This window comes from Pseudovibrio sp. W64 (assembly GCF_001623145.1).
Lineage (GTDB): Bacteria > Pseudomonadota > Alphaproteobacteria > Rhizobiales > Stappiaceae > Pseudovibrio.
The window spans coordinates 977,521-991,604 of sequence record NZ_LMCI01000038.1 but is presented as its reverse complement, the minus strand read 5'-3'; the positions used below and the strand labels follow the sequence as shown (position 1 = coordinate 991,604).

The window sequence follows — 14,084 nt, the reverse complement described above, 5'->3', positions numbered from 1 at the left end:
CTTGCGGAATATTATAGGCCCATCTCGAGTGGTCGCCCCACTCATTTGGCAACCTCTACCAATCCTATGCGCAAATACTTGGTAGTGATCGGACTTCCAGTCCCAATAAGCAGTAGCAGAGCGGGATAGATTTCGAATGGATCCAACGGCTTCCCTTCAACCTATTGAGGAGAATGCACCTTGTGGGCCGGATCTTGAATACGATCCTGACTTCCTGACGATGGAGACTGCTGCCAGTGGCACCCAAGATCACCAGATCGGGGAAGCCATTATCAAAGGGGAAGAGCCTGACTGGAAGGAGGCGCTGCGCCTCTCCACCCAACTGCTTACACGGACCTACGATCTTCGCGTTGCCATCATTCACGCACAATCTCTAATTGCAATTGAAGGGTATCCAGGCTTCGCCAAAGGCATGGATTTCATTGCACAAATGCTGGATTCCTTCTGGGATACGCTACATCCAGAACTTGATCCCGCAGAGGGGCATGACCCGATCATGCGTGCGAATGTCCTTTCCGCTCTCAACGACAGACGCACAACGCTTGCTTTGATCAGAAATGCCGCTTTGGTTCAGTCTCGTATCTTCGGGGCATGGTCTCTCAACGAGATCGCTATTGCCCGCGGGGAGACTGAACTGCCTGATGGTCGTGATAGGCCGGACATTGCCTCTTATGACGCAGCTCTCAGAGAGACTGATCGCGAAAACATTGCAGAGGTCGTTAATGCAATCGAAACCGCGATCAAAACATCCGAGCATATCCGGGATTTTTTCGCGCAGCACGGTGGCCTGATCCTTGACGACCTGCTGCGAGAGTTGCGTCAAGCGCAGTTTTTATTGGCTCCAGCACTGGAAATCGAAGAGGAAGAGGAGGAGGAAGATGGAGAACCTGACTCTGAGGAAGATGGACCAGTTAAAGCCCGAACAGGCAAGAAAAGCGCAAGTTTTACCGGAACAGTTATAAACCGAACTGACGTGTTAAGGGCTCTTGATGAAGTTTGTGCGTATTACAAGCGTAGCGAACCTTCAAGTCCGGTTCCACTTCTACTGGGTCGGGCCCGACGTCTTGTTGATCTCGACTTTTATTCCATCATCAAGGACCTCGCTCCAGATGGGGAAGCACAAGTTTTGAATATCAGAGGGGTACGCCCCGACGACGATGACGAGCATTCTGGTTCAATCGAATAACCCAGGTCTGAATAAGAACAAAAGTACCGGGAACCCGATCACATGGCAAAACAAAGTAGTCAGAAATTTATAGCGAGGAACAGAGCCCCTCGAGTGCAAATTGAGTACGATGTTGAATTGTACGGTGCAGAGAAGACCATCCAGCTGCCTTTCGTGGCTGGCGTGATGGCTGATCTTTCTGGCAAGCCCGAAGATCCACTTCCTCCTGTAGGGGATCGTAAAGCCCTTGAGATCGACGTCGACAACTTCGATGAACGCATGAAGTCGATGAAGCCACGTGTGGCATTCCGGGTTCCCAACACCCTCACAGGCGAAGGCAATCTCAGTGTTGATTTGACCTTCGAGAGTATGGACGACTTTTCTCCAGCAGCCGTTGCCCGCAAAGTAGACGCTTTGCGTACCTTGCTGGAAGCCCGTACTCAACTTGCAAACCTGATGACCTATATGGACGGCAAGTCCGGTGCCGAGGAGTTGATAGGTAAGGTTTTGAATGATCCTGCCCTTTTGCAAACACTAGCTGCCACACCGAAGGAAGGTGATGCTGCTGCTGAAGAGAAGGACGAAAATAATGGCTGAAGCTGAAAAACAACCGGAAGTCGAAGCCGAAGAGGCACAGGTTGAAGCTATTGATCCCAATAACTTTGAATCTCTCCTCACTCAAGAATTTAAACCCAAGTCAGACAGCGCAAAAGAAGCCGTAGAAGGTGCAGTGGCAACACTGGCTGAGCAGGCTTTGGCAAACACGACGCTGATTTCAGACGATACGCTGAAGTCAATCGAGTCAATCGTTGCCGAACTTGACCGCAAGCTTTCCGAGCAAATTCAAACGATCCTTCACCACGAAGATTTCCAGAGCCTGGAAGGTACCTGGCGCGGACTTCATTATCTCGTCAATAATACTGAGACTGACGAAATGCTGAAGATCCGGGTGATGAATATCTCCAAGAAGGAACTGAGTAAGACCCTGAAAAAATACAAGGGTACGGCTTGGGATCAGAGCCCGGTCTTCAAGAAAATCTACGAAGAAGAATACGGCCAGTTCGGTGGTGAGCCTTATGGTGTGCTGATTGGTGATTACTACTTCGACCATACGCCACCAGACGTGGCACTTTTGAACGAAATGGCAGAGATCGCCGCGGCGGCTCATGCTCCGTTCATTGCAGGTGCAAGCCCTAGCCTCTTCCAAATGGAATCCTGGCAAGAACTCTCAAACCCCCGCGATCTCACCAAAATCTTCCAGACACCAGAATATGCCGCATGGCGATCACTACGAGAATCTGAAGATTCCCGTTATATCGGTCTTGCAATGCCGCGTTTTCTGGCCCGGTTGCCTTATGGCCCGCTTACTGAGCCAGTGGATGAGTTTGATTTTGAAGAGGACACATCAGGTGCCTCCTCCTCAAAGTACGTCTGGTCCAACTCTGCTTTTGCAATGGCAACCAATATCACCCGCTCATTCAAGATGTACGGCTGGTGCTCCCGCATCAGAGGTGTTGAATCTGGTGGCGCTGTTGAAGGTCTACCCTCACATACGTTCCCAACGGATGACGGCGGCGTGGACATGAAGTGTCCAACTGAGATTGCTATCACTGACCGCCGTGAAGCTGAACTTGCAAAAAATGGCATGATGCCATTGTTACACCGCAAGAATTCAGACTTAGCCGCGTTCATTGGCGCACAGTCTTTGCAGAAACCAGCAGAGTATACGGACCCTGATGCGACAGCAAATGCGAACCTTGCAGCTAGGTTACCTTACTTATTTGCAAGTTGTCGGTTCGCTCACTATCTAAAATGTATTGTTCGAGACAAGATTGGCTCGTTCAAGGAACGTCAGGATCTTCAGAACTGGCTGCAAGATTGGATCATGCGTTACGTAGATGGCGATCCTGCTGGCTCCAGTGAGCAGACAAAGGCGGAAAAGCCTTTGGCGTCAGCCGAAGTGGTCGTCGAAGCCGACGATTCAAACCCAGGCTACTACAGCGCGAAGTTCTTCCTGCGTCCTCATTACCAGTTAGAAGGTCTGACGGTTTCCTTGCGACTGGTTTCAAAGCTTCCGTCAGCCAAGGGAGGATAAACCTCAGGCTGACGCGGAAGACGGCAGCGTTTTTTATCAACCCATCCAAAACGCTGTTAATCGGCACTACGCCTCATGCGGCAAGCCGTTTAGTGCCTCAACAACGTAAGCAACAAAAAGTGGAGCAAGCGTCATGTCAATTGATGCATATGTAATCTTCGAGGGGCCCGGTGCCGGTGCTATCGCCATTGAAGGCGAAACACAAGATGACGAAATGGCCAAAAAAAAGGCCTTCGAAATCGCCACTTTCAGCATGGGTGCTGAAAACACTATGGACATCGGTTCCATGCGTGGCGGTTCTGGCGCTGGTCGCGTGAAGTTTAAAGAATTCCAGATTGAAAAGAAAAGTGACCGCGGTTCGCCAGGCCTTTTCCTTGCTTGTTGTAACGGTGGTATTTACGAGACCGTGACACTTTTGCTTCGCCGTTCAGGTGGTGCATCCGGTAAGGCTGGTGTGATCTTCCTTACCTTCACAATGAAGCTGGTTGCCATCAAGGAAATCAGTTGGGAAGGTAACGACGAAGAGTGTAAAGAATCCATCCAGATGGAATACGGTGCTGTTCAGATTGATTACACCATGATGGATACCACTGGTGCGATGGGCAAGACACTTACCGAAAAGTGGAGCCGCATCAAGAATACTCGCGACCTCGTCGTCAAATAATCGAGTATTTTTCCTACCTTATCTGTTTGCCGGGGCTTCCCCGGCAAACCTTCCTCATCGCAATAGTCTGGAGTGATCCCGTATGCCTGCGAAGGAACATCTAGCCACAGGTAATTTACAAGAAGCGCTCAAGATCACTCAGGAGCAAGTGCGAAAAAAACCTGAGGACGTCAAAGAACGCATCCTCCTTTTCCAGCTCTATTGCGTCAATGGAGACTGGCTCAAAGCCAAAAAACAACTTCCAATCATCCGGCAGTTTGATGAAAGTGCCGTGCCTATGGTGGAGACTTATTCCCGCTTGCTGGATATGGAGCAATTGCGCGAAGAAGTCTTTTCAGGTGACAAGACGCCCCTGCTCTTTGGCGAACCCAAAGAATGGCTTTCTTTCCTGGTTCAAGCCCTCAAGTTCGATAGTGAGAAGAACGAACAAGCGGCAATTGAGCTTCGGGATAAAGCCTTTGAAGAAGCAGACGCTATTTCCGGAACCATCAATGGTGAAAAGTTCGAGTGGCTGGCAGATGCCGACCCGCGGCTTGGCCCCGTTCTTGAGCTTATGATGAGCAACGCCTATTACTGGGTTCCGTACTCCGCAATCAAATCCATCAGAATTCCAGAGCCTCGTGATCTGCGTGACATGTGCTGGACACCTGTGAACCTTCTTTGGGTCAATGGTGGTCCTGCAAATGGTTTCATTCCAACACGTTACGTTGAGACTGTTCATTCAGACGACCCAAACCTCAAGCTTTCCCGTTTAACTACGTGGAACGAAGACAGACCGATCGGGCAACGTATGTTTGCGCATGAAAGCGCAGAGATCCCTCTGCTTGAGGTGCGAGCGATCAACTTCGACACTGAACTGGATATTCATAAGGACATCGGCCCCGTAACGGGCGCAGATGATGCCGCATCTTCAACGGAGGGAGGCCATGGCTGAACGCCCTCTTGCTGATCGGTTGGTCCCGTCTTTGTTGGATCGTCTTACAGATGACAACCCGTTTCAGCAGGTGGAGCCTCGTGAAGCCCGTGTCACCAGTTCGGTTAATCTTCGGTATTCCATTCAACGTGATTTGGAGTGGCTTTTTAACACAACCCGCCTGGCATCAGACATTGATTTGACACCCTATCCCGAAGTCCAGTCCTCCGTCTTAAATTTTGGAATTCCAGACCTAGGCGCGATGACAAGCAAAAGTGCTGAAGAGATTGAAGACATCTTGCATGAGGCAATCGTACATTTCGAGCCTCGCCTTATCGCAGATAGTCTTTTGGTTTCTATCGTTGAACCTAATAAGCCACGCCGCTCCAATCGTCTGGACTTCCAGATTGAAGGGCAGTTGTGGTCCCAACCTTTGCCACAAGCCTTGTACCTGCGCACTGAGTTCGACCTTGATGTGCATGCGGTGCAAATAGCTAAACCGCGCCAGCGAGGTTCTTGACATGAAGCCTTGGCTGCTTCCGTATTACAACAGAGAATTACAGCATATTCGCGAAAGTGCCTCTGAATTTGCAGAGGCTTACCCCAAAGTCGCCGGACGCCTTGGGTTGAGCGGTTTTGACTGTGCAGACCCGTACGTTGAACGTCTTCTGGAAGGCTTTGCATTCCTGACTGCGCGTGTTCAATACAAGCTGGACGCTCAATTCCCTCAGTTTACGCAGCACCTTCTTGAAATGGTGTATCCTCACTTTCTGGCGCCAGTTCCATCCATGCTTATCGCAAGTTTAGAGCCGGATATGACGCAAGGCTCCCTGAAGGACGGGTATGTGATCCCTCGCGGAACGCAGTTACGCAGCCGCAAGAGTGCCCGCGGAGCGACGCCTTGCATCTATAACACTGCCCATGAAACAACCCTTTGGCCAATTACGATAGAGGCCATCGATTATCTGGCGAGCCCAAGTGAACTGGCCGCTCAGAAAGTTGAAGTGAAAAATGGAGCAAAAGCTGGACTTCGTATTCGACTGAAAACGGTTGGCAACATCCCGTTTAATGAGCTCGCACTGGACGAACTGCCGCTGTATCTGCGCGGTGGAGGCTCGCAACCGGTGAAGCTTTATGAGCAAATCATTGGCAATTGCACTGGCGTTTCGATCCGTCCAACAAGTTTGCCTACTCCCTGGGAAATCAGCCTTTCCTCCGAGATCGTGAATACGCGTGGGTATGGAGACGAAGATGCGCTTCTTCCTTATGGTCCACAATCCTTCAGCGGGTACCGTCTGTTGCAGGAGTACTTCGCATTTCCGCATCGTTTCCTGTTTGTTGAACTGACCAATCTGCAACCTGCCGTTCGTCAATGCGAGACGGATGAAATGGATATCTTCCTGCTCTTTGATCGAATTGACAAAGATCTGGAACGTGCTGTTGATCGCGCCAACATCTCATTGTTCTGCACGCCCGCAATCAACCTGTTCTCAACGCGCCTTGACCGTTTGCATATCAACGATAAGCGCAGCGATCATCATGTGGTGCCAGACAGATCGAAACCGCTCGACTACGAGATTTATCAGTTACAAGAGGTTGAAGGGTTCAGCTCGCAAGGCGATGCCCCGCAGATCTTCAAGCCATTCTACAGCCTATCAAGTACACAAGACTTACAAAGTGAAGGCGCCTATTACACGGTAAATCGCAAACAGCGGCTTGCGACGGCCAAACGCCAGATGACAGGTGGGCGGAGTAATTATCTTGGCACCGAAATTTTTGTCAGTCTCGTAGATGCGAAAGATGCCCCCTATAATCTGGCACTCAACCAGCTGGGCATCCGCGCGCTTTGTACAAACCGGGATCTGCCATTGATGATGCCGATTGGTGCGGGAAAGTCGGATTTCTCCCTTCCAGAAGGTGGGCCTGTTGAAGCGGTCAAATGCATTGATGGTCCTAGTCGGCCACGTCCTTCGAACATCTTTGGTGAGACCGCATGGCGTTTCATCAATCATCTCTCACTGAATTACCTCAGCATTGCAGACAACAACGATACTGATGGTGCGCAAGCACTGCGTTCCATCCTACATTTGTATGCACCACTGGGTGACAGTTCCACAACACAACAGATCGACGGCGTACGCTCAATCAACTCCACACGAGCTGTTCGCCGCCTCCCTGGACAAGGCCTTTCATCCGTGGCGCGCGGACTTGAGCTCAATATTACGCTTGATGAAGCCGCCTTTGAAGGCACGGGTGTGTTCTTGCTTGGTGCTGTGCTCAATGAGTTCTTTGCCCGTTACGTTTCGATCAACAGCTTCACCGAGACGGTGATCAGATCCAACGTACGCGGTGAAGTTATGCGCTGGCCCTGCCAGATCGGGAGGCGTCACAGACTATGACCGGCTCGCAAACACCACCTCCTCCTGGATCTTCTGGTCCACCCAAGCCTCGCGATGGGCAAGGCACTCTGCCCGTACCGGTTAAGGCAGACGTAACGCCTGAAGCTCGGTGGAAGCAGCGTTTGCGCTCGGCTGAGAAAGATTACCTCAGTTACGAATTTTTGCCTTTGGTGCGGCTTATTGAGTGTTCTAACCCGGATATGCCTCGGATCGGAACATCACGGCGCTGTCAGGATGACCCTGTTCGATTTTCTCATGAACCTCATTTGCAGTTTGAAGCCTCAACGATCACAGCATTCAAGCAAGGTGTTGGAACAAAACCCAGCCGGTTAACCAGCCGGTTTTTAGGGTTATTTGGACCCAACGGTCCAATGCCGCTTCATCTGACTGAGTATGCCTTTAAGCGGGAACATCAACACCGCGACACCACTATGCGTGCATTCGCGGATGTCTTTCACCACCGTATCCTGAGCTTATTTTACCGCGCGGCGATTACGGGGGAGCCCGCGTTCAGCTTTGATCGCCCCGAACAAGACCGGTATTCGATCTATACCGGAGCACTCGCGGGGTTTGGACCGACTGAATTTCGGCATCGTGATGATTTGCCGGATGTGGTGAAGTACCACTTCGCTGGCCGTCTCGCCTTGCAAACCCGCGGAGCTGATGGGTTGCTGGCTATTTTGAGCTGTTACTTCAACCTTCCCGTCGCTCTGGAAGAGTTCATCGGCGAGTGGCTGTATCTTCCCAAAAATCAAGTGACTGCCCTCAACGGCTTTCGCAATGCCGGGCTTCTCGGTGTTGGAGCTGCACTGGGAGGGCGTGTTTGGTCCAGCGACACAAAGTTCCGTGTGGCGTTCGGTCCTCTGAGCTTACGTGACTATGAAGGTCTGCTTCCTGATGGTGTTTCCATGCCGCGTTTGCTTTCAGCCGTCAGAGCCTATTGCGGCGATGAGCTGGAGTGGGACGTAGCTCTTGTCCTTAAGCGCAATCAGGTGCCGACTACCCGGCTTGGTCAATATGGAAAGCTGGGATGGACCACCTGGTTGTCTCCTAAAAAACAAGGCGACCCGGTTCGAGATCTCAATTTGCGCCCACGTCAAGTCACTGAAAAATCAAAAGCATCTGTTCACAACAACAATCGTGCGAAGGCTGCCTAGGAGTTCCCATGAGTGATATCAAACGAGCGTCCCTCTTCGGTAAATTGAATCCGACCTGCTATCAGGCAATCGACAGCGCTACGACCTTTTGTAAGATGCGCGGCAATCCCTATGTGGAGTTGGAGCACTGGTTCCAGCAGTTGTTGAGCGGTCAAGATTCAGATCTGCACCGCATCTTGCGGGATGCAGAGATCGATGAAGCCCGGCTCGCAAGTGATCTCACTAAGGCCTTGGACAAGTTGCCCCGAGGAGCCAGTTCAGTCAGCGATCTGTCTCAGCACGTGGAAGAGGCCGTTGAACGCGGTTGGGTTTATGCCACTTTGATGTTTGGTGATAATGCCATCCGCAGCGGTTACCTTCTGATTGGCATCCTAAAAACACCGGGCCTTCGCAATACGCTCTTTGGCATTTCGCGTCTGTTTGAGAACATATCAGCTGATGATGTTGCGACACGATACAAAAAGATCACAGAAGGCTCTCCTGAAGAGGGAAAAGCCAAAGATGGAACGCAACTTGATGCTGGCGAGCAGAAAGCCACCACTCCGGGTCTGAAATCCGCTGATGAAGCGTTAGACGCCTACTGCACAGACATCACGGCAAAGGCAAAAGCTGGACAGCTGGATCCGGTTATTGGCCGTGAAGAAGAAATTCGTCAGATCATCGATACGCTGATGCGCCGACGTCAAAACAATCCGATCCTGACTGGTGAAGCGGGTGTTGGTAAAACGGCAGTGGTCGAAGGTTTAGCAATCCGCATAGCAGAGGGCGACGTTCCCCCATCCATCAAAGATGTGCGCGTTCTGTTGCTTGATGTCGGGTTATTGCAGGCTGGTGCTGGCGTAAAGGGCGAATTTGAAGATCGCCTTCGCAAGATACTGGATGCGGTGCGCTCCTCTGTGCAACCGATCATCTTGTTCATTGATGAAGCTCACACGCTCATCGGTGCAGGCGGTGCTGCGGGAACCGGTGATGCAGCCAACCTCTTGAAGCCAGCCCTTGCCCGTGGTGAGCTTCGGACGATCGCCGCAACAACATGGTCTGAATACAAGAAGCACATTGAGAAGGATCCTGCCCTTGCTCGCCGCTTCCAGAACATTTTGGTTGAAGAACCTGATCCGGATAAAGCCGTTGCTATCATGCGCGGTGTGGCTGCGATGCTTGAAGAGCATCATCAGGTCCAGATTCTAGATGAAGCGCTTGAGGCTGCCGTACATTTGTCGATGCGTTTTATTCCGGCACGGCAGCTACCAGATAAGGCAATCAGCCTGATTGATACAGCGTGTGCCCGGGTTGCTCTTTCACAGCATGCGACCCCAGCCGCGGTAGACGACTGCCGTAAGCGTCTCGTTATGATTGAGACGGAGCGAGATATCCTTGAACGAGAAGCGCAGTCCGGGTTTGATGTTGGAGACAAGCTAACTGACGTGCACAAGAAGCTTGCAGAGCTTGAGAAAGAACGCGAGGCTCTTGAAGCAGAATGGCTGAAAGAGCAATCACTTGTCACAGAAATTCTCAAGCTGCGTGAGGTGTTCCGCCAGACCAATGGAGATGAGAATGCAGATACGGCTCCAATCAAGAAAGAGCTGGATCAGAAACTTGAGGAACTGACCGAACTTCAAGGTGAGCATCCCCTCATTCTTCCTGAAGTAGATAGCCAAGCTGTCGCAACGATTGTTTCTGACTGGACGGGTATCCCAACCGGGCGCATGGTCTCTAATGAGATTAAGACTGTGTTGCATCTGAGCGATATCCTGAGGAAACGGATCATCGGTCAGGATCACGCCATGGAGGTGATCGCTCGCCGTGTAAAAACCTCCCGTGCCAATCTTGATAATCCAAGTCGCCCAATTGGTGTGTTCCTTCTGGTTGGACCAAGTGGTGTTGGTAAAACCGAGACAGCCTTAGCGCTTGCAGAGACCCTTTATGGCGGTGAGCAGAACCTTATCACCATCAATATGAGTGAGTTTCAGGAGTCCCATACAGTCTCCACGCTCAAGGGCTCTCCTCCAGGTTATGTAGGCTACGGTGAAGGCGGCGTTTTGACGGAAGCTGTGCGCCGCAGACCTTACAGCATTGTGTTGCTGGATGAGGTTGAGAAAGCCCACCCTGATGTGCACGAACTCTTCTTTCAGGTCTTCGACAAGGGCATGATGGAGGACGGCGAAGGCCGGAAGATCAACTTCAAGAACACTTTGATCCTGCTGACCGCCAATGTAGGCAGTGACCTCATTTTAGATATGTGCGCAGACGAAGATCTGACACCGGATCCAGAGGGAATTGCCAAGGCTTTAAGACCCCCACTCCTGAAGGCCTTTCCGGCAGCCCTTTTGGGCCGGCTTGTAACCGTGCCTTACTACCCGCTAAGCTCTCCTGTCATTCATAAGATTATCAATCTGCAACTTGGCCGAATTGGTGATCGTATCCTTGAAAACCACAATGTGACGTTTACTTGGGATGACTCAGTTGTTGCTTTGATTGAGAGCAGGTGTGCGGAAATTGAGAGTGGTGGTCGTATGATCGATGCCATCCTGACCAACACCCTTCTCCCGGATATCAGTACAGAGTTCCTTAAGAACATGAGTGAAGACAAGAAGATCACAGAACTCAAGGTTCTGACTGATGGTGATGCATTTGACTACAAGTTCAAGAAGTCACCTGTGGCTAAAAAAGATAAGCACAAGAAGAAATAGGCCCTTCACAGACCATTCAGATAAATCTGAAAGCAAAATCAAAACATAGGCTTATTACTTTTTTTACCACAGAAACTAACTGAAACAAAACACGTCGGAACTACTTTTCCAAGTGACGAGGAGTCCAACGATGCAGAAAGTTAAACAATCGGCGAGGAGACGGTCGACACGCATTCCTGCGTGGCGTCTTACTTTGCGCCGTATTGTTCGTTCTGATGCCTTTCAGTACACCTTTCTCATCTTGATTGTTGTCAACGCCATCAGCCTGGGTCTGGCAACGTCTCCCTCCGTGCGACGCTTGACCGGAGATGGTCAGATCATTTTTGATGATGTGATTATCGGACTTTTTATCTTGGAATTTGTTCTGAAAATCATGGCTTTTGGCACGCGTTTTTTCAAAAGCTGGTGGAACATCTTCGACATTTCAGTGGTTAGCTTCTCACTGCTCCCACAGTCGGGTTATCTCAGCGTTTTGCGTGCCCTTCGGGTTATGCGGGCCATGCGTGTCCTGTCCTTCCTGCCACAATACCGGCAAGTGATGCAGGCACTGTTGGACGCGCTTCCCGGCATGTTCTCCGTGATGATCGTTCTGGCGCTGATTTATTATGTGTTTGCGGTGATGGCGACTGGCTTGTTCGGCGCAAGTTTCCCGGACTGGTTCGGGGACATTGGCCGATCCTTGTACTCGCTGTTCCAGATCATGACACTGGAGAGCTGGTCCATGGGGATCGTGCGTCCCGTAATGAAGATCTATCCCTATGCCTGGGCTCTTTTCATACCCTTTATCTTCCTGACTGCATTTGCGGTGCTCAACCTGTTTATCGGTCTGATCGTCAGCTCCATGCAGGGCATCTATCAGGAAGAACACAGTGAAGACGTCGAACGCCTTCGCCTCCTCGTATCCGCAGAAAACCGTGCAATCGCCGCTCAATTGGAAGCTGCGCAGTTACAGGTAATCAAAACCCTCGAACGTCTTGAGGACCAGATAGAAACCAATAAGAGAGATTCTGATGAGTGACTCTGACAAGGACGATGATCTTGACGCACTGCTCAATGACATCATAGAGGAAAGTGATGCTCCCACAGAAGGTGAAACCGCTGAAGGTGCATCTGCAAGTGTTTTTGAGCCAGATTTTGGCGAGGTCACATGTGAAGCCCCAAAGCTCAACATCACGCTGGATAGTCCATTCCATCTTGCTGTGATCGGTGATTTTTCTGGTCGTGCCAACCGTATGGCTCTTTACAATGCTGATGAGCTTGCTGTGCTCAAGGGGCATAATGTTGATGTCGATACTGCAGAAGATCTCCCTGCCCGTTTCAAGATCAACATTGAACTTGACCTTGCTGGTGATGAAAAAGTCATTCGGTTTGAACCGAGCTGCATTGAAGACTTCCATCCTGACGAAATAATCGATGAATTCGAGATATTTGATGAGCTGAAGGCTCTGCGTTCCTCCCTCAAAAACCCCGGGACATTCAGCAATGCGGCAGCAACCATTGATGAGTGGCTGGAAAACAAAGGCGAAAAGCCTGTCTCACAGCGCAACTCGCGTGGATCAGTCATTCCAGTTGACAAGAAGCTGAGTGACTTTTCAGCTCTCATTGATCGCCCCGTTGAAGAACATGAAGAGGCCGACGACTTTACAGATCTGATTGGTAAGATTGTCTCGCCCCACATTACTCCAGCCGACAACCCACAGCTCGATGATTACCTTGAGATCGTCGAGACTGTGATGACCACAACACTGCGTAAAATCCTTCAAAACGCTGACTTCCAGTCTCTGGAGAGCGTTTGGCGCGTAATTGATATGTTGTCACGTCGAATTGAGACCTCAACGGCACTCAAGATAACGCTCTATGACATTTCTGCGGAAGATTTTGCAAGAGACCTCAGCGCCACCAACAAGCTTGAAGAAACAGGTTTGTATCGTCTGTTCGTAGAAAATGCGTTGCAGGATGAAGGTGTTGGCACGCCGAGTGCTATTGTTGGCCTTTACACATTCGACATGACGCCACCTCACGCAGAGCTTCTGGGGCGTATGTCAAAGATCTGTGCGCATGCGCATGCACCTTTCCTGACATCCCTGGACCGCAACAATGCCACCAGAAAATTTGCTGAGCTTCCTAAGATTACCGAAAAGACGTGGCAGAGTCTGCGTGCCATGCCAGAAAGCAATTACATTGGCCTGAGCTTGCCACGCTTCATGCTTCGAATGCCTTATGGCGCAAAGACCGACCCTATTGATGCATTCAGCTTTGAAGAGTTTGACGAGCAAGTTGGCCTGAAAGCCATGTTGTGGGGCAACCCTGCAGCCCTGATTGGTCTTGTGCTTGCAAAAGACTATGAAACCAATGGCGGCGGCATGAAGCCAGGATCGATCCTGACACTCAACGAAATGCCCTTCCACTACGTTCACGACCAGTATGGTGATCAGGTTGCCTTACCCTGTACTGATCGCATGATCAGTCATCGCAGCGTCGAGCCACTAATGAGACAGAGCTGGATGCCCATTGTCTCTATGAAGGGGCAGCCCGAAGTTCGCATTGCCTCTCTTAATGGTCTGGCCGGTGACACGATTTCTGGACGCTGGTGCGATCAGATTGCAGTGACCAAAGCTGCCGAGACACCAAGCCCAAGTGCTGGTGCGCGTGTCAGCATCAGTGGTGGCGACGGCTTAACCCCAGGCATTCAGGCAACAAAGGGTGCTGTTGTTGTCGAGACCATCATTGATCCTAAGAAAACACCCGAAACCATCTTCAGAATTGAGGCTGATCCGCCAGAACCTCAGGTGAGTGAACCTGAAGCAGCAGAGGATGAAGAAGACGAAGTTGAAGAGGCACCAGCACCTGCGCCAGCCGCAGCAGCTGCCCCGCCTGCGCCTGTCCATGACACAACAGAGTTGGACAACCTCCTAGCCGATCTTTCAGCAGACGATGAGGAAGAAGCGGATGAAGAGGGTATGGATCCGGAACTCGAAGCACTGCTTGCTGATCTGTAACA

General features: G+C 50.9%; 11 protein-coding genes. All 11 read left to right on the top strand.

Annotated features, from left to right (window positions below):
• The first annotated feature begins 136 nt into the window (after window positions 1-136).
• Window positions 137-1,186: a type VI secretion system protein TssA gene (gene tssA, locus PsW64_RS21055; protein WP_057465254.1), complete on the top strand. Its 1,050-nt coding sequence runs from the start codon at window positions 137-139 to the stop codon at window positions 1,184-1,186.
• A 42-nt stretch (window positions 1,187-1,228) separates the two neighbouring features.
• On the top strand, window positions 1,229-1,762 hold the full coding sequence (tssB, locus tag PsW64_RS21050) for a type VI secretion system contractile sheath small subunit (protein ID WP_057465255.1): 534 nt from the start codon (window positions 1,229-1,231) through the stop codon (window positions 1,760-1,762).
• Window positions 1,755-3,260, top strand: a complete 1,506-nt coding sequence (gene tssC, locus PsW64_RS21045) for a type VI secretion system contractile sheath large subunit (protein WP_057465256.1) — start codon at window positions 1,755-1,757, stop codon at window positions 3,258-3,260. Before tssB ends, tssC begins: the two co-directional genes overlap by 8 nt.
• Before the next feature lie 133 nt (window positions 3,261-3,393).
• On the top strand, window positions 3,394-3,924 hold the full coding sequence (locus PsW64_RS21040) for a type VI secretion system tube protein Hcp (protein WP_057465257.1): 531 nt from the start codon (window positions 3,394-3,396) through the stop codon (window positions 3,922-3,924).
• A gap of 82 nt (window positions 3,925-4,006) precedes the next feature.
• On the top strand, window positions 4,007-4,858 hold the full coding sequence (locus PsW64_RS21035; RefSeq protein WP_057465258.1) for a type VI secretion system accessory protein TagJ: 852 nt from the start codon (window positions 4,007-4,009) through the stop codon (window positions 4,856-4,858).
• Window positions 4,851-5,357, top strand: coding sequence for a type VI secretion system baseplate subunit TssE (tssE, locus tag PsW64_RS21030; RefSeq protein ID WP_063291944.1), 507 nt, complete (start codon window positions 4,851-4,853; stop codon window positions 5,355-5,357). Before PsW64_RS21035 ends, tssE begins: the two co-directional genes overlap by 8 nt.
• A gap of 1 nt (window position 5,358) precedes the next feature.
• Complete coding sequence (gene tssF, locus PsW64_RS21025) at window positions 5,359-7,236, top strand: type VI secretion system baseplate subunit TssF (protein WP_063291943.1); 1,878 nt, start codon at window positions 5,359-5,361, stop codon at window positions 7,234-7,236.
• Window positions 7,233-8,393 (top strand): type VI secretion system baseplate subunit TssG, encoded by a 1,161-nt coding sequence (tssG, locus tag PsW64_RS21020; protein WP_063304831.1) that lies wholly within the window; start codon window positions 7,233-7,235, stop codon window positions 8,391-8,393. The genes tssF and tssG overlap by 4 nt, the downstream gene beginning before the upstream one ends.
• Window positions 8,394-8,401: 8 nt before the next feature.
• The gene (gene tssH / locus PsW64_RS21015) at window positions 8,402-11,083 is read left to right on the top strand and encodes a type VI secretion system ATPase TssH (RefSeq protein WP_063304830.1); all 2,682 of its coding nucleotides are present in this window, start codon (window positions 8,402-8,404) and stop codon (window positions 11,081-11,083) included.
• Window positions 11,084-11,213: 130 nt separating this feature from the next.
• On the top strand, window positions 11,214-12,101 hold the full coding sequence (locus PsW64_RS21010) for an ion transporter (protein WP_057465263.1): 888 nt from the start codon (window positions 11,214-11,216) through the stop codon (window positions 12,099-12,101).
• The gene (locus tag PsW64_RS21005; protein WP_063304829.1) at window positions 12,094-14,082 is read left to right on the top strand and encodes a type VI secretion system contractile sheath domain-containing protein; all 1,989 of its coding nucleotides are present in this window, start codon (window positions 12,094-12,096) and stop codon (window positions 14,080-14,082) included. Before PsW64_RS21010 ends, PsW64_RS21005 begins: the two co-directional genes overlap by 8 nt.
• The last annotated feature ends 2 nt before the right edge of the window (window positions 14,083-14,084 follow it).